General features: G+C 59.5%; 21 protein-coding genes. 14 read left to right on the top strand and 7 right to left on the bottom strand.

Going from position 1 to position 24,991, the window contains the following annotated elements; all coding sequences use genetic code 11:
* Positions 1-36: 36 nt before the first annotated feature.
* Both N2245_RS08990 and N2245_RS08985 read right to left on the bottom strand, forming a co-directional pair.
* Complete coding sequence (locus N2245_RS08990; RefSeq protein WP_494536401.1) at positions 37-1,056, bottom strand: LacI family DNA-binding transcriptional regulator; 1,020 nt, start codon at positions 1,054-1,056, stop codon at positions 37-39.
* Positions 1,057-1,250: 194 nt separating this feature from the next.
* Positions 1,251-1,523, bottom strand: coding sequence for a hypothetical protein (locus tag N2245_RS08985; RefSeq protein ID WP_494536400.1), 273 nt, complete (start codon positions 1,521-1,523; stop codon positions 1,251-1,253).
* Positions 1,524-1,611: 88 nt separating this feature from the next.
* Here N2245_RS08985 and N2245_RS08980 point away from each other — a divergent pair, with 88 nt between their 5' ends.
* The 11 genes from N2245_RS08980 (at position 1,612) to N2245_RS08930 (ending at position 13,222) form a co-directional block, all read left to right on the top strand.
* Positions 1,612-2,742 (top strand): extracellular solute-binding protein, encoded by a 1,131-nt coding sequence (locus N2245_RS08980; protein ID WP_494536399.1) that lies wholly within the window; start codon positions 1,612-1,614, stop codon positions 2,740-2,742.
* A gap of 21 nt (positions 2,743-2,763) precedes the next feature.
* Complete coding sequence (locus N2245_RS08975; protein ID WP_494536398.1) at positions 2,764-3,684, top strand: carbohydrate ABC transporter permease; 921 nt, start codon at positions 2,764-2,766, stop codon at positions 3,682-3,684.
* Between the two features lie 12 nt (positions 3,685-3,696).
* The gene (locus tag N2245_RS08970; protein ID WP_494536397.1) at positions 3,697-4,596 is read left to right on the top strand and encodes a carbohydrate ABC transporter permease; all 900 of its coding nucleotides are present in this window, start codon (positions 3,697-3,699) and stop codon (positions 4,594-4,596) included.
* A gap of 86 nt (positions 4,597-4,682) precedes the next feature.
* Positions 4,683-6,215: an arabinosylfuranosidase ArfA gene (gene arfA, locus N2245_RS08965; RefSeq protein WP_494536396.1), complete on the top strand. Its 1,533-nt coding sequence runs from the start codon at positions 4,683-4,685 to the stop codon at positions 6,213-6,215.
* A gap of 12 nt (positions 6,216-6,227) precedes the next feature.
* Complete coding sequence (galE, locus tag N2245_RS08960) at positions 6,228-7,211, top strand: UDP-glucose 4-epimerase GalE (RefSeq protein ID WP_494536395.1); 984 nt, start codon at positions 6,228-6,230, stop codon at positions 7,209-7,211.
* Between the two features lie 2 nt (positions 7,212-7,213).
* Positions 7,214-8,254 carry a galactose-1-phosphate uridylyltransferase gene (gene galT / locus N2245_RS08955; protein WP_494536394.1) on the top strand — a complete coding sequence of 347 codons (1,041 nt, stop codon included), beginning with the start codon at positions 7,214-7,216 and terminating at the stop codon, positions 8,252-8,254.
* The gene (locus tag N2245_RS08950; RefSeq protein ID WP_494536393.1) at positions 8,251-9,249 is read left to right on the top strand and encodes an FIG domain-containing protein; all 999 of its coding nucleotides are present in this window, start codon (positions 8,251-8,253) and stop codon (positions 9,247-9,249) included. Before galT ends, N2245_RS08950 begins: the two co-directional genes overlap by 4 nt.
* A 14-nt stretch (positions 9,250-9,263) precedes the next feature.
* Entirely contained in the window at positions 9,264-10,694 is a 1,431-nt protein-coding gene (locus tag N2245_RS08945) for a galactokinase (RefSeq protein WP_494536392.1), read from the top strand.
* A 33-nt stretch (positions 10,695-10,727) separates the two neighbouring features.
* Positions 10,728-11,768, top strand: coding sequence for an arabinan endo-1,5-alpha-L-arabinosidase (locus N2245_RS08940; protein ID WP_494536391.1), 1,041 nt, complete (start codon positions 10,728-10,730; stop codon positions 11,766-11,768).
* 118 nt (positions 11,769-11,886) lie between these two features.
* Complete coding sequence (locus N2245_RS08935; protein ID WP_494536390.1) at positions 11,887-12,363, top strand: metal-dependent hydrolase; 477 nt, start codon at positions 11,887-11,889, stop codon at positions 12,361-12,363.
* A 49-nt stretch (positions 12,364-12,412) separates the two neighbouring features.
* A complete protein-coding gene (locus N2245_RS08930) occupies positions 12,413-13,222 on the top strand; it encodes a class I SAM-dependent methyltransferase (RefSeq protein WP_494536389.1) in 810 nt (269 codons plus the stop codon).
* A 330-nt stretch (positions 13,223-13,552) separates the two neighbouring features.
* On the opposite strand, the gene N2245_RS08925 is transcribed toward N2245_RS08930, so the two are convergent.
* The 5 genes from N2245_RS08925 to N2245_RS08905 form a co-directional block, all read right to left on the bottom strand.
* On the bottom strand, positions 13,553-13,837 hold the full coding sequence (locus N2245_RS08925; protein ID WP_494536388.1) for an antibiotic biosynthesis monooxygenase family protein: 285 nt from the start codon (positions 13,835-13,837) through the stop codon (positions 13,553-13,555).
* A 104-nt stretch (positions 13,838-13,941) separates the two neighbouring features.
* A complete protein-coding gene (locus N2245_RS08920) occupies positions 13,942-15,663 on the bottom strand; it encodes an ABC-ATPase domain-containing protein (RefSeq protein WP_494536387.1) in 1,722 nt (573 codons plus the stop codon).
* Positions 15,664-15,733: 70 nt separating this feature from the next.
* Positions 15,734-16,825 (bottom strand): Gfo/Idh/MocA family protein, encoded by a 1,092-nt coding sequence (locus N2245_RS08915; RefSeq protein ID WP_494536386.1) that lies wholly within the window; start codon positions 16,823-16,825, stop codon positions 15,734-15,736.
* 41 nt (positions 16,826-16,866) lie between these two features.
* The gene (locus N2245_RS08910) at positions 16,867-18,405 is read right to left on the bottom strand and encodes an FGGY-family carbohydrate kinase (RefSeq protein WP_494536385.1); all 1,539 of its coding nucleotides are present in this window, start codon (positions 18,403-18,405) and stop codon (positions 16,867-16,869) included.
* A gap of 10 nt (positions 18,406-18,415) precedes the next feature.
* Complete coding sequence (locus N2245_RS08905; RefSeq protein ID WP_494536384.1) at positions 18,416-19,429, bottom strand: glycoside hydrolase family 5 protein; 1,014 nt, start codon at positions 19,427-19,429, stop codon at positions 18,416-18,418.
* 175 nt (positions 19,430-19,604) lie between these two features.
* Between N2245_RS08905 and N2245_RS08900 the strand changes: the two genes are divergently transcribed.
* From N2245_RS08900 to N2245_RS08890, 3 genes are read left to right on the top strand one after another with little or no spacing between them, the layout of a single operon-like run.
* Positions 19,605-23,702: a PAS domain-containing hybrid sensor histidine kinase/response regulator gene (locus N2245_RS08900; protein ID WP_494536383.1), complete on the top strand. Its 4,098-nt coding sequence runs from the start codon at positions 19,605-19,607 to the stop codon at positions 23,700-23,702.
* A 5-nt stretch (positions 23,703-23,707) separates the two neighbouring features.
* Positions 23,708-24,070: an Hpt domain-containing protein gene (locus N2245_RS08895; protein ID WP_494536382.1), complete on the top strand. Its 363-nt coding sequence runs from the start codon at positions 23,708-23,710 to the stop codon at positions 24,068-24,070.
* Positions 24,067-24,990 (top strand): GGDEF domain-containing response regulator, encoded by a 924-nt coding sequence (locus N2245_RS08890; protein WP_494536381.1) that lies wholly within the window; start codon positions 24,067-24,069, stop codon positions 24,988-24,990. The genes N2245_RS08895 and N2245_RS08890 overlap by 4 nt, the downstream gene beginning before the upstream one ends.
* The last annotated feature ends 1 nt before the right edge of the window (position 24,991 follow it).

Raw genomic sequence — 24,991 nt, 5'->3', positions numbered from 1 at the left:
CGACGATGGCAAGCGTGCATGATCAAAGGTCAATAGCTAGCGTGGGGTTGCCGTCGAGCTACGTACCACTAGGCGGGTATAAACGAGCGTCTTGGTGGGGATCTCGCGCTCTCCCTCCATCAGCCGATGCAGCTTCCGCATAGCCAGGATGCCCATCTCCTGCCGGGGTATGTGGACCGTGGTCAGAGGTGGGTGGGTGTAGGCACTCTCGGATACGTCGTCTATGCCGACCACGGATATATCCTGGGGGATCCGCAGGCCGGCCTCGCGGATGGCGTTCATCGCCCCGAAGGCAGTCTTGTCGCTGACGGCGAACACAGCGGTGGGTTTCAGGCCGGCCTGCAGGATCTCCCTCATCTGCAGGTAGCCCTTCTGTGGGTGGCCGGATACAGGAGCGGGCATAAGCTCCTCGGGAACCGATATCCTGGCCTCGGCGAGCGCGGACATAGCACCATGGAAGCGATCTACTAGGCTGCTGTACTTTGTCGGACCACGGAGCACGGCTATCTCACGGTGTCCCAGCTCCACCAAGTGTTGCATGGCGGTGTAGCCCGCGGCAAAATTGTCGCCTATCACACAGTGGAGCTCCTGGCCGGGCACGTAGCTCTCGATGAGCACCATAGGCAGGTTAAAGGAACGCAGCTGCACGACCATGTCGTGACTTATATCGCCGTCGTTAGCTACGATCAGCCCCTGCACGGATCCAAGTAGGCTGTCTCGCAGGCTGTCGAGGTTTTCCTGATCGCGGTCAAACATGTGCAGCGCCACCTGGTAGCCCAACCGCTGTGCCTCCGACTGCAAGCCTCGGATGATATCCCCATAGAAGATATCCACTATGACGGGCATCGCGCCCTTCTCGATCAGCAGGCCCACCGTACCCGTGTGGCCGTTACCTTTGACCGCCGGGGAGTACCCCATCTCGGCCATGATCGAGAGCACGCGGTGTCGTGTCTCCTCCGATACCCCTGGCTTGTTTCTGGCCACCAAGGAGACCGCGGAGACCGACACGTTGGCCGCTCTAGCGATGTCTCTCATGCTTGGCTTCTGTCTACCCATAGATCCCCTCTGTTGCTGTGAGCAATTATACAACTTTTAAGGAACCCTTTTTCATCACTAGATTATTACTAGAATGTATAGTATAAATATATTACACAAGATAGTTATATACCACATATTTTGTAGTAAACTAAGGGGGTGAGATATAGAAGCAGCCTTGCTCGCATAGGCTTACTCTGGTGCAGGAGATACTACTACAACACACATCGGAGGAAGGTATCAATGGACGATCTGCGCGAACTCATCGAGCAGCTCTCAAATGGCAGGATCTCTCGTCGGGAATTCATTCGCAAGGCGTTCATGCTGGGTCTGTCGGCAAGCACTATAGGCTCCATCCTGGCGGCCTGCGGCGGCGGAGCCGGCAGTACCCCCACGGCAGGGACATCCGGCGGCGCCGCAAGCAGCCCCTCGCCCTCTCCCTCGGGCAGCCCCAAGAGCTCGGCTTCCGCGCCACCTCCCACGCCCACGCCTTATAAGCCCCAATCGTTCGGCTCCAAGTCCGCCAAGGTGAAGATCCGCTACTGGACCATCCTGAGCAGCGTGGACGGGATCGTCATGAACGACCTCGTGCGCAAGTTCACCGAGGAGAACCCAGACATAGCTGTCGAGTCGTTGCAGGGCCTAACGGACTTCATCCAGAAGATGCAGGCCGCGGCCATCAGCGGCACCGCGCCCGACGTGGCGCTCGTCCGTCACACCTACATAGGGCCCTTCGCGCTCAAAAACGTTCTCTCGGAGCTGCAGGCCACTGAGCTCGAGGAAGCGGGCATCAAGGCAGAGGACTACTACCCCGAGGTGTGGAAGTTCACGCAGTTCGAGGGCAAGCAGTACACCGTGCCCTTGGACATGCACTGCCACGCCATGCTCTACAACAAGAAGATCCTCAAGGACAACGGCGTGAGCGTGCCCACCACGCTGGACGAGTGGACCGCGGTGGTCGAGAAGGTCACCAAGGACGGCATCATCGGCTACCAGACGTTCGCGCTGGGCGCTGGTGCCCAGGAGTACCTTACCTGGTACTGGTACGGCATCCACAAGCAGTTCGGCGGCGAGATGCTCTCAGAAGACGGCACCAAAGCGGCGTTCAACACGCCCGAGGGCATAGAGGCTGTCAAGTGGATGAAGGACATCCAGCAGAAGGGCAACCCGAAGAACGCGGCGATCACCGACCTGGCGCGGACAGGCAAGGTGGCCACATGGCCGGATGGGCCCTGGATCTCCACACTGTACTTTAACCCTGAGAAGTCGCCGGCGGCCAAGGATATAGACGTGGTACCGCTGCCGCAGCATGATCCAAAGCACAAGGCGGTGTGGGGGCAGAGCCACCAGCTGGCGCTGCCCAGGCAGCAGAGCCAGGACCAGGCTAGAAGAGAAGCGTCCCTCAGGTTCATCGAGTGGATCACGCGCCACTCGGTGGACTGGGCGAAGGCCGGGCAGATACCTGCGCGTAACTCCGCGCGACAGGAGGCGTTGCAGAGCAACGACCGCTACTTGATGAAGCTGCGCGCCTGGGCCAAGCAGCTGCCGTACCTCAAATTCATGCCCATTCACCCTGCCATCCTGGAGATCATGCCCAGGATAGCCGCCAACGTCGAGGGGGCCATACTCGGTCGGTGGAGCGTCGAGCAGGGCCTCAAGCAGGCGGAGAACGAGGTCAACCAGATACTGGCCCGCTCAGGGCAGTAATAGTTCAAGGGGGGCGTAGCTATGGACATCACACAGGCAACCTCTAAGGCAGCTAAGAGAACTGGTGTAAGGCGCCTGGTGTGGGGAGAGCAGTCAGCGTTCTACCCCCTCATTTTCATGGTGCCCTACCTGGTGTTCTTTGTGGTCTTCATGCTCTGGCCCATCTTCTACGGGCTGTACGTCAGCCTGACGAAGTGGGATCTGTTGACCCCACCTCAGTTCGTGGGACTAAAGAACTACATCGACGTCCTGCGCGATGACCTGTTCTGGCGGTCCTTCCGGAACACCGTCCTGTTCGTGGCGCTGAACGCCCCCCTATCCATCGTCATACCCTTGGGGTTGGCGCTGCTGGTCAACGGGCCGATACTGGGCAGGACGATCTTCCGGTCGGCCTTCATCTCGCCAATCATGATCTCCGTCTCGACGGTGGGCATCCTCTGGACTTGGTTCTACAATCCCAACTTCGGGCTGATCAACTACTACCTGGGTAAGCTCGGCCTGCCGGGCCAGAACTGGCTCTCACAGGCGGGATGGGCGATGGTAGCTATAGTGATCACCACAGTGTGGTGGACCACCGGGTGGAACCTGGTGCTCTTCCTGGCAGGGCTGCAGGACATCCCGGAGGAGCTGTACGAGGCGGCCAGGATAGACGGGGCAGGAGCCTGGGCGCTGTTCCAATACATCACGCTACCCGGGCTGCGCCCCACGCTGCTGTTCGTCACGGTGACCACCGTGATCGCCTCCTTCCGAGTGTTCGGGCAGGTGTTCGTCATGACCGGTGGTGGGCCGTTCGACTCCACGCGCACGCTGGTGCAGCACATATACGAGACGGGGTTCAGGTACTTCCGCATGGGGGAGGCCTCGGCCGTGGCCTGGCTGCTGTTCTGCGTGGTGGCGGTGTTCACGCTGCTGCAGTTCAGGGTAATAAGCGAGAGACAGTAGAGGAGGAGAGCGATGGCAGCTATCACGCAAAGAAGATACGGAGTAGCTACTACCCTCAGCGGCAACAGGCTGCGCCACAGGGTACTGCCCCAGACCATTCGCTTCGTGGTACTGTGTGCCCTGGCGTTCCTGTGGGCGGTGCCGGTGATCTGGATGCTGCTCACGTCCCTCAAGCCCGAGTCGCAGATCATCACCCCCACACCCCACTGGCTGCCCGACAAGCTCAGCGATTTCACCTTGAGCAACTACAAGTCGGTGCTGTTTGAACCCCGTGGTGTGGACCTGATAAAGGCCTTCAAGAACAGCCTCTTCATCTCCACCACAGGTACCTTGCTCGTGGTGATAGTGGACGTGCTGGCAGCTTATAGCCTAGCCCGCCTGACATTCCCGGGAAGGAACCTGCTGTTTGCGCTCATTATAGCCTCGCTGATTGTGCCTGGCGAGATCCTGTTAGTGCCCAACTACGTGACGGTGTGGAGGCTGCACTGGCTGAACACCTACAACGCCCTGATCTTTCCACCCCTGGCTGGGGGATTCGGCGTGTTCATGCTCCGTCAGTTCATGTTAGGCATCCCTCGGGAGCTGGAGGAGGCCGCGCGCATCGATGGCGCCGGGCGGTTCCGCATCCTATGGATGATCATCCTGCCCCTGACGCGCGGGGCCATAGCTACCCTGGCAATATTCACCTTCCTAGGATACTGGAACGAATTTACCTGGCCGTACATAGTGATCAACGCAGCCGACAGAATGCCCATGCCGGTGGCGCTCATCCAGTTCAGGGGCGACTACTGGAGCAACTACGGACAACTCATGGCTGGAGCGGCCATCTCCGCCCTGCCAGCTATGATCGTGTTCCTTATTGCCCAGAAGATGATCATCAGATCGATCACGCTGACCGGCATCAAGGCCTAGCAGTTGCTTCGGATCTAGGTGTTGGGATCTGGGGTAAATCGTTGTATCCTCAACATAAGTAAATAAGTTGGAGGGAATAGTTTAGGATGAGAGATGCTAAGACCGCAAGGATAGTGCTGGACAGGGACTTCAAGATAGGAGATGTGGATCCCAGAATATACGGCGGCTTCCTAGAGCACATGGGGAGGGCCATATACACCGGTATCTACGAGCCCGGACATCCTACCGCCGACGAACAGGGATTCCGTAGGGATGTGTTGGAGCTGGTACGCGATCTAGGGGTGCCCATAGTACGCTACCCAGGAGGCAACTTCGTCTCTGGCTACAACTGGGAGGACGGTGTGGGTCCCAAGGATCAGCGCCCGCGCAGGCTGGACTTGGCTTGGAGGTCGCTCGAGACCAACGAGGTGGGCACCAACGAGTTCGCCGACTGGACCCGCAAAGCCAACTCCCAAATGATGCTGGCGGTGAACCTGGGCACTCGGGGGATAGATGCAGCGAGGAATTTGGTGGAGTACTGTAATCATCCTGGAGGTTCGTACTGGAGCGATAAGCGCCGGGAGCACGGCTACCCTGACCCCCACAACGTCCGGGTGTGGTGCCTGGGCAACGAGATGGACGGGCACTGGCAGATAGGATTCAAGACCGCTGTGGAGTACGGCAGGCTCGCCGCGCAGGCTGGCATGGCCATGAAGCTAGTGGATCCATCGATAGAGCTGGTGGCCTGCGGCAGCTCCAGTATCAATATGCCCACCTTCGGTGAGTGGGAGGCCACAGTACTCGACCTTGCGTACCACCATGTGGACTACATCTCGCTGCACACCTACTACGGCAAGGGGGAACTAGACACTCCAAGCTATCTAGCTAGGTCCCTCGGGATGGACGAGTTCATCGAGGCGGTGGTCTCGATATGTGATTACGTGCGCTCCAAGAAGAAGCTTAGGAAGCGCATTCACCTCTCGTTCGATGAGTGGAATGTTTGGTACCATTCAAGAGAGGAAGACAGGAGGATCATGGAACAGCATGCTTGGCAGGTAGCACCACCCCTAGCCGAGGAGAGATACACCCTAGAGGACGCCCTCCTTGCAGGGTGCATGCTCATATCCCTGCTCAAACACGCGGATCGAGTGAAGATAGCCTGCGTCGCCCAGCTCGTCAACGTGATAGCTCCTATCATGACCGTGCCCGGTGGCCCTGCCTGGAAGCAGACGATCTACTATCCCTTCATGCACGCCTCCCGATACGGCAGAGGTGCAGCATTACTCATGCAGATCGATAGCCCCACTTACAGCGATCCAGACTATGACTCCGTGCCTTATCTGGAGGCCGTGGCCACCTACAATGAAGAGCAAGAGGAGCTGACGATCTTCGCCGTCAACCGCGGCCAAGACGAGTCGCTCTACCTAGAGGGAGACCTGCGCTGCTTCACAGGCTACCAGGTACAGGAACACCTGGTGTTGACGCACGAGAACCCAGCCGCCACCAACTCCGCCGACGATCCGGACAACGTAACTCCGAGCCAGGTCGTCGGGTCGCAGGTAAGCGAAGGGAGGCTAGAGGCCGAGCTACCTCCACTGTCTTGGAACGTGATACGCCTGTCTTCCCGAAGACCAATCTAGAGAGGTGATGACATGAAGGTATTAGTGACCGGAGGGGCAGGATATGTCGGCAGCGTGGTGGTCGACGAGCTCGTCGCCCGCGGCGACGAAGTGGTGGTGATCGACAATCTGTACCAGGGACATAGGGAGGCTCTGAACCCAGAGGCCAAGTTCGCGCAGGTAGACCTGCTGGATGTGCACGCGGTGGCGGAGGTGTTCGACGCCAATCCCGGCATAGAGGCGATCATGCACTTCGCCTCCCACACGCTGGTGGGGGAGTCGATGCAGCGGCCCGAGCTGTACCTGCGCAACAACATCGTGATGGGAGTCAACCTGCTGGAGGTAGCGGTGCCTAGAGGGGTGCGCAAGTTCATCCTCTCCTCCACCGCCAACCTCTTCGGCAACCCCACCAGGGTACCTATAGACGAGTCCCAGCCCCTGGACCCGGGATCCCCCTACGGGGAGTCCAAGCTGATGCTGGAGCGCATCCTGCGCTGGTACGAGAGGATCTATGACCTGAGGTACGGTGCGTTGAGATACTTCAACGCCGCGGGCGCCACCGAGCGGCGGGGCGAGCACCACGATCCCGAGACCCACATCATCCCCCTTGTGCTCAGCGTGGCGCTCGGCAAGCGCGACAGCTTCACGATCTACGGGGGCGACTACCCCACCCCAGACGGCACCTGCATCCGAGATTACGTCCACGTGTACGACCTGGCCCAGGCGCACTTGCTGACGCTCGACGCCCTGGAGGAGGGCAGCAGGACGTACAACCTGGGCAACGGCCAAGGCTTCAGCAACCTACAGGTGGTGGAGACCGCCCGCAAGGTCACCGGGCACCCCATCCCCACCCAGATAGGGCCCAGAAGGCCGGGGGATCCAGCGGTGCTCGTGGCCTCCTCCGAGAAGATACGCTCCGAGCTGGGTTGGCAGCCCAAGTACGCTGACCTGGAGAGCATCATCCGCTCCGCATGGGAGTGGCACAAGAGCCATCCATCTGGCTATAAGGAGGATTAGGTATGGCTGGTTTGTGGGAAGAGAGATGGCATCCACTGCGCCAAGAGTGGGTAGTGATAGCTGCCCATAGGCAGTCCCGTCCCTGGGTGGGGGCACAGGCGCTCGTGGCCGATGTACCTACACCAGCCTACCTGCCGGACTGCTATCTGTGCCCCGGCAACACGCGCTCGAGCGGCGCACGCAATCCAGACTACAAGACCACCTTCGTCTTCGACAACGATCATCCGGGATTCAGCATGGAGGCGCCCAGAGAGATCGAGCAGCCTCCTCCGCCCTACAAGGCCCAGCCCGCACTCGGCAAGGCACGAGTTATCTGCTACAGCCCGCTGCACAACCTCACCATGGCCGAGATGACCATCGATCAGATACAGGAAGTGGTGCGCGTCTGGCAGCAGCAGACATGCGACCTCGGCAACTACCCGGAGATCAAGCACGTGCTGTGCTTCGAGAACAAGGGAGAGCTCGTAGGCGTCTCCAACCCCCATCCGCACGGCCAAGTATACGGCTCCAGCTTTGTGTTCCGCACGATCGAGGTGGAGCTCGAGGCCTCCATCAAACACTACAACGATACCGGCAGAGTGCTCTTCCAGGACATCATTCGCGCCGAACAACAGGATGGTAGACGAGTTCTATATGAGGACGAACACGTCATAGCTTTCGTGCCTTACTTCGCCCGTTATGCCTACGAGGTGTACGTAGCTCCCAAGCGCACGGTACCCCACATTCACCAGCTACGCGATGCTGAGGTAGAGTCGCTTGCCCGGGCGCTGAAGGACGTTACCGTGCGCTATGATAATCTATGGCAGCTACCGTTTCCCTACGTCATGCCGCTGCATCAAGCTCCCACCGACGGTGGAGACTACAGCACCTTCCACTTCTTCATAGCCTTCCATCCCCCCCTGCGTACGCCCAACCTCCAGAAGTTCCTGGCAGGGCCCGAGATAGGGGGCGGTAACTTCCTCAGCGACACCTCGCCGGAGCAGAAGGCGGCAGAGCTCAAAGCGCTACCGACGGTGCACTACAAGCACAGGAGCCAGACATGATAGGCCATCACGAGCGCATACTGGGGGCAATCAAGGAGATCCACTCGCACATTCGAGACGAGGTATTGGCCGAGTGCGAACGATCCGACCTCGAGGAGCTGCAGCAAGTGGCTGAGGAAACCGAAGGGGATACCATCTTCCGCATCGACAAGGTTTCCGAAGAGGTTCTACTGCGGGAGTTCGCGCAGCTGGCCAAGGAGTTCCCCCTGGTGCTCATAGCTGAGGGAGTCGGAGAGGGTGGGCGCACGGTGCTGCCCATAGGAACTAGAGAAGAAGAATGTGTGCTGCGAGTTATAGTGGACCCCATAGATGGCACGCGTGGGCTGATGTACCAGAAGAGGGCCGCGTGGATACTCACTGGCGTGGCTCCCAACAAGGGGGAATCCACCTCCATGAGGGATATAGAGGTGGCAGTGCAGACCGAGATCCCGCTCATCAAGCAGCACCTCTCAGACTCTCTGTGGGCCGTGCGTGGGCAGGGCGCCCATGGCGAGAGGCTCAACCGGCTGACGCGGGAATCTGCCCCCCTGCACCCAGCCCCATCAAGGGCTGCTTCGATAGAGGGGGGTTACGGCCAGATCGCCCGCTTCTTCCCTGGTGGTAGGGGCTTGCTGGCGACGATCGAGGACGAGCTAGTAGAGCGCGTGCTCGGGCCCATACCTCCAGGGAAGGCGCAGACGTTCGAGGACCAGTACGTCTCCACCGGCGGGCAGCTCTACGAGCTCGTGATGGGGCACGATCGCTGGGTGGCTGACCTGCGCTCGCTGGTGTCCCCGGGGCTGTGCTGCCATCCCTACGATCTGTGCACAGAGCTGATAGCCCGCGAGGCCGGGGTGATAGTCACGGATGAACACGGGCGGCAGATAGCAGCCTCGTTGGACGTGACCTCCAACGTATCCTGGATAGGATATGCCAACGACAAGATCCGGCAGCAGGTGTGGCCAACGCTCCACGAACTGCTGACCCAACATGGCCTGCTACATAAGGAATATTAATGAAAGGAGACGGTATGTGGCAGATTGAGCCCAAGGAGGCAGCAAACCTGCCGGGTATGGCTAGGTTCTTAGACGTCATCAACGACTGCTCGGACTTCTTCTCACTCCAAACACCGCTCCACCTAGGAAGGGCTCCTGGACGGCTGGACCTTATGGGCGGCATAGCCGACTACTCAGGCTCCCTCGTGCTGGAGCTCCCTCTGGAGATGGCGGCCTTTGCAGCTGTACAGCCCGAGGACTCCGACACGTTCACCGTCCGCAGCCTGAACGCCGATCAACTGGAGGGCGCCAACGCGGAGATCGCGGTCAGGATGAGCGATCTACAAGCCGATTACAACCAAGTTCGACAGCTGTTTGCAGCTACACCCCAGGCAAGCTGGGCCGCCTACGTGGCGGGTGCCGTTACGGTTCTGCACAGCGAAGTGGGAGTGGACCTCCCTACGGGGATGCGCTTGTTGCTCTACTCCGAGGTGCCCGCCGGTAAGGGTGTCAGCTCCTCTGCGGCGATCGAAGTGGCTGCGATGCAGGCCATATGCAACGCTCTGGAGCTCGAGCTTGACCCCAGGGAGATGGCAATCCTTTGCCAGCAGGTAGAGAACCTGGTAGTCGGGGCACCCTGCGGCGTTATGGACCAGATGACGGCGGCGTGCGGTCAGCAAGACAAGTTGTTGGCGCTGCTGTGCCAACCAGCTGAGCTCATGGGCAACGTAACCCTGCCAGCAAACATCCGCGTCTGGGGTATGGACTCCGGTATCAGGCACGCTGTCTCGGGCTCGGACTACACCTCCGTGCGGGTAGGGGCTTTCATGGGTTACAGGATGATCACAGAGCTCGAGGGCCTAAGGTGGACGCCCGCAGGACCTGGCCAGGTCGACGTGCTGGACGACCTCTGGCACGGGTACTTGGCCAACGTGCCACCCTCCGTGTGGGCATCACGCTACGAGTCCCGAGTGCCTCTAGAGATCAGCGGACAAGATTTCCTTGAGAGGTACACAGGCATCACCGATAGAGTAACTAAGGTTGATCCCGAACGCACATACGCCGTCAGGCAACCCACAGCCCATCCTATACACGAGCACCACAGGGTAAGGCTGTTCAGGGCAATCTTGGGGGGAGATGTTGACGCTGAGGGTTTGGCGCTGCTGGGAGAGCTGATGTACCAATCCCATGCCAGCTACAGCGCATGTGGGCTGGGCTCGGAGGGCACCGACTTGATAGTAGAGATGGTGCGCAGTGCCGGACCATCAGCAGGTCTATATGGCGCCAAGATCACAGGCGGTGGCAGCGGCGGCACGGTCGCGATCCTAGGTACTCCCGATGCCGAGGATGCAGTGATAGAGATAGCCGAACGGTACCGCAAGGAGACAGGGTTGGAGGCACTACTCATAAGTGGCTCCTCACCAGGTGCACATGCGTCCAGAGGCATCAGCGCTGTATGGATCTAGAGGACGTTACATGTACAGGGGAAGGAGGTGAAGATGAGTTCGAGGTTGAACAGGAGGCAGTTGTTGCGAGCTCTCTTGGGGGCCGGAACCATCGTGGGATTGGCCAGCTGTGCTGGGCCCACATCCTCTGTCGCCACCGCCACCTCCCCTAGAGGGCAGAGGGATATCTACGTGCACGACCCTTCGTTGATAGAGGAAGATGACAAGCTGTACGTCTTCTCGACGGGCTACGAACCCGTCAACGATGGCACGATCATGATCAGGAGATCCAACGGGCAGATCGGCATGTGGGAGCTCGTAGGCACTGTGTTCGATCGTATACCAGATTGGGTGAGGGCCGAGGTCGGCGACATCCCGAACCTGTGGGCTCCCGATATCTCATTCTGGGATGGAAGATACCACCTCTACTACGCAGGCTCGACCTTCGGCACCAACCACTCGGTCATAGGGCTTGCCACCAACGTCACGCTCGACCCCTCTAGCCCAGACTACGAGTGGGTGGACGAGGGTCTGGTGTTCAAGTCCACCCCAGGAGACAACTACAACGCCATCGACCCTGAGCTGGTGGTGGACGCCGATGGTAACCATTGGCTTGCTTTCGGCTCCTTCTGGGATGGCATCAAGATGATCCGCATCGACCCGGCAACTGGCAAGCAATCAGCTCGGGACAAGCAGCTCTACTCCCTGGCCTCGCGCGGCGGAGGCCCCATAGAGGCCCCGGCCATAACCTACCACGATGGCTACTATTACCTGTTCGTGTCGTTCGACTTCTGCTGCCGAGGGGTGGACAGCACCTACAAGATCATGGTCGGTAGGTCGCAGCAGATCACGGGCCCGTACCTCGATAAGGAGGGAGTACCTATGCTTCAGGGCGGAGGCAGCCTGCTGCTGGATAGCTACGGCCGATTCATAGGCCCAGGCGGAGAGGACGTGTATGCTACCGGTAAGGAATACCTCCTAGTGCACCACTACTATGACGCCAAGGAAAACGGTGCGCCTAAGCTTCAGATACGCAAGCTAGAGTGGGATGGGCACGGCTGGCCACGAGCCGGGGGAGCACTCGTTGCCCCGTAGAGCCCAGCTTCTGGGCTTCCGTACCAACTTCCAGCTGTCCAAGCCATCACCGGAGCCCGACATAGCGAGGAGGCGCCCCGTGTGACTTACCAATCCTTATACTAGTAGGGGAAAGAAGATGGAGGTCACGTTGACGGGCAAGACGCATCTAGTTGGTGCTCTGCTGGCAAGTACTGTCCTGAGCTTCGGGCTAGATCCAGTGGGAACTATGGCCTTCGTGGCAACGGCGGCCATAGGCTGCAAGGTGCCGGATCTCGACCGAGTAATCAACAGTGGGCCATCACACCGTAGCCTACCCCACTCCCTTGGTATAGCAGGAGGGGCGGTGGTAGCGCTAGCTTTGTTTGCCGCCGCGCTGCCCGATGCCAACACCTTCCTAATAACCTCTGGGTTCGCCGTGGGTTACCTCAGCCACCTGCTGCTGGATGCCCTCACCCCAAGCAAGATACCCCTACTGCTTCCGGGCGGCCCTAGGTTCGGGATAGGAATCATACCCACCGGCAGCCTTAGGGAAGGAGCATGCTTCTTCCTGCTCACGCTGCTTTTGGTTGGCGTATTAGTGCTTCGTGGCCTCCAGATCCTTGGTCCAAGATAAGCTATGCAGGTGCTATAATAACGTCGCAACAATACCCGGAGAAATCCCTTTGGATAAATACATCGAGACCAATCGGCAGAACTGGAATGACAGAGTGGCCATACACGCAGCCTCCCAGATGTACGACCTAGAGGGCTTTAGGGCAGGCAAGATCCCGCTCCGCTCCATAGAGCTCGAGGAGCTGGGGGATGTGTCCGGCAAGAAGCTGCTGCACCTGCAGTGCCACTTCGGCATGGACACCCTCGCCTGGGCAAGGCTCGGGGCACGTGTCACGGGAGTCGACCTCTCCGACAAGGCGATAGATCTGGCCCGCTCGCTGAGCGAGGAGCTAGGCATCTCCGCCAGTTTTATCTGTGCCAACATCTATTCCCTGCCGGAGGTGCTCAAGGAAGAGTTCGACATAGTGTATACCTCCTATGGAGTGCTGTGCTGGCTACCAGACCTACAGCGCTGGGCACAGATCATAGCTCACTTCCTGCGAGAGGGAGGCAAGTTCTACATAGTGGAGGACCATCCCCTGGCCACCATCTTTGAGGGGGACGAGCAGTCAAGGACGCTCAGGGTAGAGTACCCTTACTTTCCAAGGCAGGAACCTATGTACTTTGAGCCAGGCCCCACATACACCGACGGCGAGGGGATCACGTCGGTGGGAGCTTACGAATGGAGCCACAGCCTTGGGGAGATCATCTCCTCGCTGAGGGGTGTCGGCCTGCGTATAGAGTGGCTGCACGAGTTCCCAGTGTGCGCCTGGCAGCGCTTCCCGTTCATGGTGCAAGGCGATGATGGCTGGTGGCGGCTGCCGGAAGACATGGTGCAGATCCCGCTGACCTTCTCGCTGCTAGCGAGCAAGCCAAAGTAAACGACAAGGGACGTTGATGGTCGTTCCCACATCACGAGCAGGTAGGCACGAGGTACCATCGCGAACAACACCCCAAGCCTCTCCATATGCACAAGTGTTGGGCATCCCACCAATGCGGGCACGCAGCTAGGTGCCCTGCAAGAAGGTTAGCTACTCAACGATTCAGCGTGCCGAACAATGGGGCAACAAGGGGTAATCCTCTACGTCCATCACGATTCGTGAACCGGAAGTAGGCTGGATCGCGAGAGCACCGACCTGGAGAGCTCGGAGAGGACTACTCCCGCCTGCCGGGACAAACCCTCAAAGGGGATTGCTGACGGTCAGCAGGCGCTAGTACACCCCTGGCGTGGCCTCTACACAGAGTTGACGAACCTTTCCCAACACCTCGGGAGTTCTAGGATCGGCGCGCATAGCCCGAACGTCTTCCAAACTTCGCCAAGGACCAAAAGAGTAGAACACAGTCGGATCCTCTACGCTGCGTAGCAGGGTTCCACCTATGGCACCGGGCAGGCTAAGGAAATACTCCGACAGGTCCTCACGCCATGCACGGATGAACTCCTCCTCTAAGCCGGGCCTCACCCTCCACATCGCCAGGGTATAAGCATCGCCATCCATCTTCTACACCTCCTGCGGCGCTGTTTGCGCCGGAACACCCCAGGTAGCCACCTAAATACCGTCATTATAGCAGTTATATGGCCTCCTGAATACACATCTACAAGCTACGATCGTTGGTCTTCATGCTGCTGTACAACCTCGAGGGATCTGAGCCTATTGAGGGCCGCAGCGATCTCGAACCTGCGCGCCAGGGCGTAGTCTCCGGGATGGCCGCTGAACGGAGATATCACGTCTATGCCGCGATCACGTATATGTTCCTCGAGCCTGTCCAGAGCTTCGGAGATCGTGCGCCTGCCATCGATGATGCCGGCTTTGAGGGCGTACACGAGCGCGTCGCCGATGAAGCGCGTCTGGCTAGGATCGACTATCTGTTCCACTTGCCGCAGGTCGATGGACTCGTACCCAAACCCCACCTCCTCAGTACCGCGTGCCTTGACCTTGGTCCTATCTCCCCGGGTGGGATCGATGCTCTGGGGCAATGGTACCCTTGGTGTTGGAGGCACCCATGCATCTGGGGGAACACCCACGTGTTGCTCGTAGCGGGAGGCTATCTCCTTGGCCTTGGAGGTCACTACTTCGGGTCGGTACTCGTGCATCCAGATCACCGTGTCGGCGACCTCGAAGTAGTCACCTGCTCCCCCCACCACTAGGATGGATGATATGCCGGCCTCTTCGTATAGCTGTCTTATGCGATCTATGAGGGGAACGATCGGCTCAGCATCCTGAGGCACCAGCTCCCTCATGGCGCGGTCGCGTACCATGAAGTTGGTGGCACAGGTGTCCTCATCCATGAGGAGAAGCCCTGCCCCCACCTCCACAGCCTCCAGGATGTTGGCGGCTTGGGAAGTAGACCCGCTGGCGTCATCGGTGGTGAAGCACTGCGTAGACCTACCAAGGGGCAGGTCGTGGATGAATGGGGAGAGGTTAACCCCTACTATCCTCCTACCGTCCTCGGCCCTGATCTTGACGGCGTCGGCGCGGGTGACGACGCGCTCCCTGCCATCGCCCGGCACGTGGTCGTACACGCCCCTGGCGAGCGCTGACAGCAACGTGGATTTGCCATGGAACCCTCCTCCCACGATCAGCGTTACCCCCTCAGGGATACCCATACCTACCACCTTTCCCGAGTTGGGGGTATCCAGCTCGACCCTAAGCTCCCGCGGCGACCTGAACGGCACCACCCTGCCCTTGAGAGGCCTCTGGCTGACGCCGCTCTCGCGGGGCAAGATTGAGTCGTCACCAACGAACGCCACGAGGCCGTTGGGACGCAGCTGCTCGCGCAGTGCATGGGCATCCTCGACGACGTCCACGAAGTGCTCGGCCTCCGAGAGGTCTGACATCCATAGAGTGGCCCTCGCCAGGCGAGGTAGAGCTTCGGTCAGCAGCTCCGCCGCGCTCCGCCCAAGGATGGTGCGACCGGCAGCCGGCAGCCCCACCGAGAGCCTGAGCTCCACCCTACCGCCGAATATGCGACAGGCGGAGCGCGGCATTACCTCTTGATCACCGGCATCTATGAATATCTGCCCGGACTTGCCAGTACCGGTACGCCTTGTGCCCAGGCTGGGCAAGATGGCCCTGGCGCGCCTCGCCAGGTAGCTCTCCAGGGCCACGCGCCTTACCTCCGAGGAGTGCTCCGGCAGGTTCAGCGCACTCTCAGGGGCTATCAGCCTAACCCTGGAGGGCGAAGCAAAGGGATCACCCTGGACGTGATCGATCGCGAGCTCTATCTGCCCCGCGCGATACACGCCGCGTATATCCTGGTAAGCCTTGTAGCCCTTGCCGTCCAACCTCTCAAGCAGCGCACGCAGTCTGTTTATGTCGCTCATGTCCTCCAAAAGCCCCCGACATCTCCAGATTACCAGGCCAATATAGCAAGACTTCGCGCACGTGGCAAAGCTAGAAGCTGGTCCGGAGCTCTATAGTCCTCCCGCTCCTAGCCGACTCCATCGCAGCCAACATGATCTCCAGTACGTGACGAGCGAACTCCCCGCTCGGCACAGGCTGTTTGTCTTCCACGATACACTCGACGAAGTGAGCTATACTGTTGTGCGGCGGCAGCTCGCCGCTGGGAGTGGCACGCTGCACGGTCAGAGGACGCGCCAGGTGACCTGAGTACACTGTGGGCTCCAGCCAGCCATCGTGCTCCAGGTACTTGCCCTTGCGCGAGAACAGCAGAAAAGGAGACGTACCAGATTCCAGATGTATAGTACCATCGGTGCCGTAGATGTTGATGGTCGGTGCCTTGTTGGCGATCGTTACGTAGTTGGACACTACGGTTCCAAGGCAGCCATCGCGGAAGCGCAGCAGGATAGTGACGTTGTCCTCTATATCCACCTTGATGGGCTCGCCGTTGATGATGCGCTCCGGCACGGAGGTGGTGGCCATCGCCGTCACCTGGGACACAGGCCCCAGGAGCCCAGTGAGCCAAGTCAGGGCATGCACCGCCAGATCAAGCATCACGCTTCCCCCACCAGCCCTCTGGAAGAGCCACGGCCTGTCGTCCGCCCCAGAGTGCGCTGAGCTGGCCTGCACCAGACATACCTTTCCCAGCGCCCCGGCGGCTATGAGCTCGCGCGAGCGGACGCAGAAGGGATTGAGCATGTGCGGGGGCTCCACCTGCAGCTTCACCCCGCGCTGCTGTGCCTCTCGAATTATCTGGTCTGCTTCGTCCAGGGTCTCGGCGATGGGCTTTTGCATCAGCACGTGCTTGCCGGCGCGTACCGCAGCCAGCCCTACCTCGGCGTGCGTGGCGATATTGGTCGCCACTATCACGGCGTCCACCTCGGGGTCGGCCAACAAATCCTCATACCGTGTGTAGTGCCTGCGGGCACCAAACTTGTTGGCGGCTCTCACAGCCTTCTCCTCCACGGCGTCGCACACCGCCACCAGCTCCATCGGATGTCCCGCGTACTCCCCCTTGATGGCCGGCAGGTAGGACAGATTAGATATAGTGCCGCATCCGATCACCCCAAACCTAACACCACCCATAGATTCCGTCTCCTCCTCAATATGTATTGATACCTGCGTAATCACTTACCCTCTGCAAGCTTGCCCAAAGCGTGCACCAGATCTCTCGTGCGCTCATAGAGCTGCAGGTAGAGCTGATACCCCCGTTCGTATATCGCGGCCTTCTCCAGATCTGGGGTTACCACCCTGGTGCCGCGCACCCAGGTCGAGCGCAACGCGTCCAGGGTGGGCACCAGGCCGACCGCAATCCCCGCGAGGAAAGCATCGCCATAAGAAGCACCTATCGTCAACTCGGGCACCTCTTGGGGCAGCCCGGTGACGTCGCTCACCACCTGCAGCCACAGAGGGCTCTTGGTGCCCCCACCCACAGCAACCAGTCGCGACGGCTCAGCGCCGGTCTGGCGCATAGTCTCCAAGTTATGCCTTACCCCATAGGCCGTGCCCTCCATTATGGCTCGGTAGATATCTCCCCTGGTGTGGGCAAGGGTCAAGCCAGCGAGCACGCCCCTTGCCTGTGGATCGTGGATGGGGGTGCGCTCCCCCTGGAAGTAGGGCAGCAGAAGCAGGCCGCGAGCCCCGGGAGGCGACTGCTCCGCTTCCCGGCTGAGGACGCTGTAAGCGCGCTCCCCACCGGACTCCTCTCGCTCCACCAGTTCCCTGGCGAGCTGGTCACGGGCCCAGCGAGTGATGGCGCCAGTGGTGGACATGCCCCCAGCGAGCGCATAGGTACCAGGGAAAGCATAGGTCGTCACCCACATCTTGGGGTTGGGCACGAAGGACTCCTGCACCAGGATGAAGAACAGCGTAGTGCCATACATCAACATCAAGTCGCCCGGATGCACCACGCCGACGCTCACCGCCTCGGCCACCGCGTCTATGGTCCCGGCGGTCACGGGAGTGCCCTCCAGGAGGCCGGTCTCCCCGGCGGCGCGCCGGTGCACCTTGCCCACTACGCTGTTGGCCCACTCCAGTCTAGGAAGCAGGCTCAGGTCACAGATAGGCTCAGCAAACTCCCCTGACCACTCCAGCTTGCGTGGGTCGAACAGGGGATTGTAGTGCGAGGCGGTGTGGTAGTCGAGCACGTACTCTCCCGTCAGCTTGTACACCAGGTAGCTGCTACAGCTCATCAGGTAGCGAGTGCGTGCAAACACCTCCGGCTCGTTGCGGCGCAGCCACAGCAGCTTGGGGCCCACCGCCTGAGAGGTTAGGTGCATACCCGAGTGCTCGTACAACTTATCTGTACCAAACCTCTCCTGCAACCACTCTATCTCCTGGGTGGCACGCGTGTCGATGCCGTAGAGTATGCCCGGACGCAGCGGGCGGCCAAGCTCATCCACAGGTAGCAGGTCGGGACCGATGCCGCTGACAGCCAGTGCAGCTACATCCCGACCAGACCTACCGGCGCTGCTCAACAGTCCACGACAAATCCGCACGCAATCTCCCCACCAGATCTCGTCCGCGTCGTGCTCCGCCCAACCAGGCCTCGGCAGCGAGAGACCGTGCTCCACCTCACTGACCGCCAACACCTGGCCATCGGGGGCGCACAACACCCCCTTGGAGCTGTAGGTCCCTATATCTATGCCCATGAGCAGCTCTGCCATATCTCTTCCCTCATCCAGAGAGCAATATTGAAGCTATCTCGGTAGGGTGGCCATCAGCCGACACCACCCCGAAACCCTGGCCCTTATATTCCCAGTTCGCCCAAGCTATGCCGTACTCGCGCAGCACCGACAGCAGGTCGGCGTACCAAGCGAGTCGGCACTCCCTGGGAGCACGGTAGTAGGCCCCAAACTCCCCACAGTATAGACGCATACCGTGCTCGCTTGCCACCCTCACGGGCACAGCTATCTCCTTCGCCATCACGTTGCGATCAAAGGGAGCGTTCGCTGTTTCTACCAGCTGCCTTTCCTCCTTCGACAGGTACCCCAACTCCTCCTCCGGCACGGGCCTGCCAGGATACTGCACGCGGCCGGAGTAACGCCCCCCGGGCCACCAGCTAGCCTGGTAGTGGGTGATGAACATGGGCTTGTAGTAATGAAAGGTGAGGATAGTGTGGGAATCCTCCGGCACCCTGAGAGCTTCGAACTGCTCGGTGGAGTTGAACCAGTTGGAGCCGAGCACTATCGTGCGCTCCGGCTCGACCTCCCTGATGGAACGAAATACTACTGATGCCACCTCGTTCCACTGCTCGGGATCACGCGCCACGGGCTCGTTGAGGAGCTCGTAGGCCACCTGGTCCGTGGCCCAACTGCGAAGGAAATCCGAGAGGTCCAGCCATAGATTCGTAAACCTCTGGACCTCGCTGGGATCGGCAAAGAGCTTGGGCTCTCGCCGATCGTTGAAGTGGTGTGTTCGAAGTATATGCAGGTCCACGACCACCCGCAGCCCGGCCGCCCTACACCAATCCAGGGCGCTGCCCAACAGCTCAAACGCCTCGGGATCCCGCTCTCCTGTCTCACTCCACAACTGTTCCTCATCCACAGGCAGGCGTATGTGATCGAAACCCAAGGAAGCGATACGTGCCAGGTCCTCACTCGTGAACCAACGCCTGCGTTCCTCGCCCCTAGCCTGACTCTGGCTAAGCCAATGAGAGATGTTGGTGCCTCTTCGTAGATCGAAAGACATCAGCTACCTCCTCGGCTATACAGGGTAGCACAAAAGCCCAACTCGCACCACAGGCTTTTGTTTGCGTACAATTAAATAAATATTGCATTAATTTGCGTTATTGATAAGAAGTTTGTTCTGCTATATCATCAAGAATAGGGATTATAGGGCCCTTTGAAGGTGGTGTTAGCAAGGGATGGCAAGAGCCGGTAATAAACGCATGATCACTTGGCAGGCGGTGTTGGGGCTAGAGCTGCTGGCTATAGCCTGCTACCTGCTGTTGCCTGCCGGGATAATTCAAGACCTGCTATACGATGTTGTTGGCCTCTTCGCCATAGGCATGGTCTTGGCAGGCAGCATCCACGGGCGAGATAAGGTGGGGTGGGCGTTCGTCGGCTTGAGCCAGGCTTTATTCCTGGCAGCAGATATCACCTACAACGTCTACACCTACTACCTGCACGTAGGGGAGTTCCCCTTCCCCTCGGCGGCCGACATCCTCTACCTGTGTGGCTACCCCTTCCTGGCGTTGGGGATAGCACTGCTGGTGAACGCGCGCGCAAGCTATAAGGGCAGTGCTGCCACGATAGATGCCGCGCTGATCACCACTGGCGCAACCATGTTGGCTTGGACCTTCGTGTTCGAACCTGCCTTCACCAGGTCGACGCTGAGCACTTTTGGGAAGCTCGTGGCAGGTGCCTATCCCTTGATGGATCTGCTGGTGCTGCTGATAGCTCTCAGGCTACTGTTCGGACGCAGGCACCTACATCCCACGGACGCGCTGTTGTTGGGCGGCATAGGTATATTGCTTGTGTCAGACATCGGCTACTCAACACAGCTAATAAACGACACGTACACGGGCAGCCCCTTGTTGGATGCTGGGTGGCTGCTCTCTTACGCTTGCCTCAGCGCGGCAGCGCTCGCAAGCCAGCTGGAACCCAAAGGCATGCCCCCACAGGCGTACCCCATCGAGAGGTTGGGCAGGCCCAGAATAGTAGCGATCATACTCGCCCTGCTCGTACCAGTGGGTATAGCTCTCGCGGAGATAGGCCTGCAGATAGGCACCAGCCCATTGCCGCTCGTCGCGGGCACATCCCTGATGTCCATCCTAGCGGTGATAAGAATGGTCGGCATCCTGCGCGATCACCAGCGAGATTACGCGCGACTCGAGGAGAGCGAGCGCAAATATTCAACCCTGCTAGCCAACACTCCAGCAGCTGTGTACCGTCGCAGGTACGACGATCGTTGGCGGCTGGAGTTCATCAGCGACTATTCCTTGGAGCTGACTGGTTACTCGCCGCAGGAGATGCTCGAACAGGGCATATCGCTGCTGGACCTAGTGGTACCTGCAGACCTGGAAAGCGTGCTAGAGAAGCTATCCACCGTTAGAACCCCTGGCCAAAGGTACCACCTGGCCTACAGGCTCCAACGCAGGGATGGCTCCGTGCGCTTCGTAGAGGAGTTCGGTCAATGCGTAGGGCTAGCGCACAACGGATCTCCCATGCTGGAGGGAGTTATTACCGATGTCACGGCACGCAAGCATGCCGAAGAGGCCATGAAGCAAGCCCAACAGCGTTACCAGGACATATTCGAGCGGATCGCCGAGGGCATATTCCAGACCTCTCTAGACGGTCGAATCCTGTTGGCCAACCCAGCTCTGGCGCGCATGCTGGGCTACTCCTCCCCCGAGGAGTTGATGAGGGAAGTCACAGACGTGGCACGTCAGATATACGCCGACCCCTCCAGGCGAGACACCTACCTGAGGATCATGCTGGAAGAGGGAGAGGTACACGATTTCGAGTTCGAGGCCGTTCGCAAGGATGGCGAGCGCATCTGGCTATCGATCAACTCGCGCTGGCTGTTCGACGAGGGCAGAGGCATCAGGATCATCGAGGGCACCTGCCAGGACATCACCCAGCGCAAGCGTGCCGAGGAAGCGTTGCGCGAGAGCATGGAGCTGTTCGTGTCGGCCTTCGACCACGCTCCCATCGGCATGGCGCTGGTGTCCACCACCGGCCGGTGGCTGCGCGTCAACCAATCCCTCTGCAACATGCTTGGGTACTCCGAGCAGGAACTACTGGGGATGACCTTCCAGGACATCACACATCCATACGACCTGGATCTCGACCTCCAGCATGTGAGGCAGGTATTGGACGGAGAGATCGAGCAGTACCAGATGGAGAAGCGCTACTACCATAAGAACGGCAGCATCGTCTGGGCGCTGCTGAGCGTGTCCTTGGTGAGGGACCCCACCGGGGAACCCATGTACTTCGTCTCACAGATACAGGATATCACGCAGCGCAAGGAGATCGAGCGTGCGATCACCGAGTCGGAGGAGAGGTACAGGAGATTAGTGGAGGCCTTCCCAGATCTGATAGCTATCGTCCAGGAGGGTCGCGTGGCCTACATCAACCCAGCTGGGGCGCGGATGCTGGGCATCCAAGACCCCAAAGAACTCGTAGGCAGGAACATCCTGGAGTTCGTGTATCCCGAACGGCGAGGCGAGATCGCGGCGCAGATCGATAGTAGAAGGGAGGATAGGCCCGAGCCCAACTCCCTCGAGGAGAAGCTCATCACGCTTGATGGGCGTGAGATCTATGCCGAGGTAAAAGTCGTGCCTACCTCTCACGAGGACCGGCCAGCCAGCCAGATCATAGCTCGAGATATCACCGAGAGCCGTAAGGTGGCCGAGGAGCTCAGGCGCGCCCGCGACCAGGCCATCGAGGCTTCCAAACTCAAATCCGAGTTCGTAGCCAACATGAGCCACGAGATCCGCACCCCGCTCAACGCCATCATCGGGATGACGGAGCTGCTCAAGGATACACCTCTCTCCGAGAGGCAGCGCGAGTTCGTGCAGACTATCCAGACCTCCTCCCAGTCGCTGCTCTCGATCATCAACGACATCCTGGACTTCTCAAAGATCGAGGCCGGCAAGATGGTGCTGGAGGAGGTGGACTTCGACCTGGTGTCCTTGGTGGAGGGCACATCGGAGATGCTCGCAGGTACTGCTAGAGGCAAGGGCATCTCATTGATGACGTTCGTAGATCCCTCCATACCTCGCACCCTGATAGGCGATCCCGCAAGGCTCCGCCAGGTGTTGCTCAACCTGCTGAGCAACGCCATCAAGTTCACCGAGCAAGGTGAGGTGCTGGTACGGGTCTTACCCAAGCGCACCATCGACAGCGAGATCGAGCTGCTGTTCGAGGTGGAGGATACGGGCATAGGTATCGCGCCCTCGGCACTATCCAAGCTGTTCCAGCCTTTCACGCAGGCAGATGCATCCACCACAAGGCGCTACGGCGGTACGGGCCTGGGATTAACGATCTCCAAGAGGTTGGTGGAGCTGATGGGAGGCACCATCTGGGCGGAGAGCAAGCTGGGATCTGGGTCCACATTCCGATTCACTGCCAAGTTTAAGATCGTCGCGGTCGAGCAGCCACAACCTCTAGAGATGTATCTTCCTGAGGGAATGAGTGTACTCATCGTAGATGATCACCAGTCCCATCGCCAGATTCTCCGTGAGTACCTGCGATCTTGGCACATGCGCTGTCGAGAGGCAGCCAACGGAGAGGAGGCGCTGAGCATGGCAAGAGCAGAAAGGTTCGACCTGGCGATCATAGATCTGTTTCTTCCGGACATGGACGGGCTAGAGCTGGCCAGGGAGCTCAGGCAGCTGGCACCCGACACGCAGCTGATCCTGCTAACTGCCCATCATGAGGATGGGCAGGGTGAGCGAGCTATGGAAGCAGGGTTCAGCGCCTACCTAATCAAACCTATCAAGCAGTCCCAACTCATGGACGTGCTGGCCAACATCTCGTCGCGTCCCTCCTATGAGGAAACATCCCAGACGGGAACTAAGCCACAAGGGGAAGACAAAGACCAGGCGCATCAAATCCAATCAGTTAAGCCAGTGTTGCTAGCCGAAGATAATCCGGTTAACCGCAGGCTTGTAAGCCTACAGCTGGAGAAGCTGGGCTATACCGTGCGCACCGTAGAGAACGGCCGACAAGCTGTGGAGGAGGTAGAGCGTCGGGGGCAAGAATACTGCCTAGTGCTCATGGACTGCCAGATGCCCGAGATGGATGGCTACGAGGCCACCAGGCGCATCCGCAGGCTGGAGACCAAGACCGGGCGCCGCATACCTATTATTGCCCTCACAGCCAATGCCATGGAGGGTGATAGGGAAACCTGCCTGGCAGCGGGCATGGACGACTACCTAAGCAAGCCCCTCACCCTCGATAAGCTGAGAGAGGTGCTGGACAGATGGACACGAGTACAGATACCGGAGGAGAGGTAAGTCACATGAGTGAGAACGCAGAGGTGCTCAGCAGACAAGCACTCGATGCCATCCGCGATATGTCGGGAGATCAGCAGATATTCCGAGACCTGCTGGAGATGTTCATCACGGACTCCAACATGAGACTACAAGCCATAAGGACAGCCTTGGAGACCAACAACGCGCAAGCTTTGGAACGGGAATCCCACGCCCTCAAGGGCAGCTGCGCCAACTTCGGGGCTGAAAGGCTGGAGGCTCTATGCCTCCAGCTGCAGCAAATGGGTAAACAGGGAGATATGGGCCCGGCAAGAGAGTTATTCCCCTCGCTCGAAGCGGAGCTGCGCAGGCTACAGGATACTTTGGTTGAGGAGATGGAGCGTACCCGGTGAAGATACTCATCGCCGAAGACGACAACCTATCCCGTAGACTTATAGAGCTGGCCGTAATCAGGATAGGTCACGAGCCCATAACCGCCAAGGACGGACAGGAAGCTCTCGAGCTATACCTCCAGCACAGGCCGGACGTCGTGCTGAGCGACTGGCTGATGCCTGGCATGGATGGCTTAGAGCTCTGCCAGCGCATACGGCAGGAGCAGGGTGACTCCTACACCTACTTCATCTTCCTGACCAGCCTTGGGGATCGCGACCACCTAGTGCACGGCATGGAGGCCGGAGCCGATGACTACCTTCGCAAGCCCCTGGACGAGGTGGAGCTGCGCGCCAGGCTGATCGCCGCCCACAGGATCACATCGCTGCATCAGCAGCTACGCGACCTCAACCAGCAGCTCTACCAGCAGGCACGCATAGATTCCCTCACGGGCACATACAACAGGCTCAGGCTACAGGAGGATATGATATCGATAGATAATCGGGTTGCCCGGTACGGCCACACCTACGCAGTGGCCCTCTTCGACGTCGATCACTTCAAGAGCTATAACGACACCTACGGCCACTCCGCTGGAGATAAAACCCTGTGCGCTGTAGCTCGCACCATACTAGGATGCTGCCGCGCCTCGGACAGCGTCTACAGGTACGGGGGCGAGGAGTTCCTCCTGTTGCTGCCCGAGCAACACTGCCACACAGCCTTGCAGGTGGCCAACAGGGTGAGATCAGCAGTGCAGGACATGGGGATACCCCACGAGGGCCGACGGGACAACCATAAAGTAGTGACGATCAGCGCCGGGGTGGCTGATGTGTCCCAGGCACCAGATAAGTCCTCACAAACTGTCATACGCCTGGCGGACGAGGCTTTATACAGAGCCAAGCAGGCCGGTAGAAACCAGGTGCTGGGGTGGATCGGCGATGCATGAG

The sequence above is a fragment of the Thermobaculum sp. T2p genome (assembly GCF_059335935.1).
Note: the sequence above shows the minus strand (reverse complement) of the source record. Positions and strands in the feature narration are given on the sequence as shown.

What these genes read in the sequence shown, in the direction of transcription:
- N2245_RS08990 (WP_494536401.1), bottom strand. Translation starts at nt 1,056, where the DNA reads ATGGGTAGACAGAAGCCAAGCATGAGAGACATCGCTAGAGCGGCCAAC.
- N2245_RS08980 (WP_494536399.1), top strand. Translation starts at nt 1,612, where the DNA reads ATGAACGACCTCGTGCGCAAGTTCACCGAGGAGAACCCAGACATAGCT.
- N2245_RS08975 (WP_494536398.1), top strand. Translation starts at nt 2,764, where the DNA reads ATGGACATCACACAGGCAACCTCTAAGGCAGCTAAGAGAACTGGTGTA.
- N2245_RS08970 (WP_494536397.1), top strand. Translation starts at nt 3,697, where the DNA reads ATGGCAGCTATCACGCAAAGAAGATACGGAGTAGCTACTACCCTCAGC.
- arfA (WP_494536396.1), top strand. Translation starts at nt 4,683, where the DNA reads ATGAGAGATGCTAAGACCGCAAGGATAGTGCTGGACAGGGACTTCAAG.
- galE (WP_494536395.1), top strand. Translation starts at nt 6,228, where the DNA reads ATGAAGGTATTAGTGACCGGAGGGGCAGGATATGTCGGCAGCGTGGTG.
- galT (WP_494536394.1), top strand. Translation starts at nt 7,214, where the DNA reads ATGGCTGGTTTGTGGGAAGAGAGATGGCATCCACTGCGCCAAGAGTGG.
- N2245_RS08950 (WP_494536393.1), top strand. Translation starts at nt 8,251, where the DNA reads ATGATAGGCCATCACGAGCGCATACTGGGGGCAATCAAGGAGATCCAC.
- N2245_RS08945 (WP_494536392.1), top strand. Translation starts at nt 9,264, where the DNA reads ATGTGGCAGATTGAGCCCAAGGAGGCAGCAAACCTGCCGGGTATGGCT.
- N2245_RS08940 (WP_494536391.1), top strand. Translation starts at nt 10,728, where the DNA reads ATGAGTTCGAGGTTGAACAGGAGGCAGTTGTTGCGAGCTCTCTTGGGG.
- N2245_RS08935 (WP_494536390.1), top strand. Translation starts at nt 11,887, where the DNA reads ATGGAGGTCACGTTGACGGGCAAGACGCATCTAGTTGGTGCTCTGCTG.
- N2245_RS08925 (WP_494536388.1), bottom strand. Translation starts at nt 13,837, where the DNA reads ATGGATGGCGATGCTTATACCCTGGCGATGTGGAGGGTGAGGCCCGGC.
- N2245_RS08920 (WP_494536387.1), bottom strand. Translation starts at nt 15,663, where the DNA reads ATGAGCGACATAAACAGACTGCGTGCGCTGCTTGAGAGGTTGGACGGC.
- N2245_RS08915 (WP_494536386.1), bottom strand. Translation starts at nt 16,825, where the DNA reads ATGGGTGGTGTTAGGTTTGGGGTGATCGGATGCGGCACTATATCTAAT.
- N2245_RS08910 (WP_494536385.1), bottom strand. Translation starts at nt 18,405, where the DNA reads ATGGCAGAGCTGCTCATGGGCATAGATATAGGGACCTACAGCTCCAAG.
- N2245_RS08905 (WP_494536384.1), bottom strand. Translation starts at nt 19,429, where the DNA reads ATGTCTTTCGATCTACGAAGAGGCACCAACATCTCTCATTGGCTTAGC.
- N2245_RS08900 (WP_494536383.1), top strand. Translation starts at nt 19,605, where the DNA reads ATGGCAAGAGCCGGTAATAAACGCATGATCACTTGGCAGGCGGTGTTG.
- N2245_RS08895 (WP_494536382.1), top strand. Translation starts at nt 23,708, where the DNA reads ATGAGTGAGAACGCAGAGGTGCTCAGCAGACAAGCACTCGATGCCATC.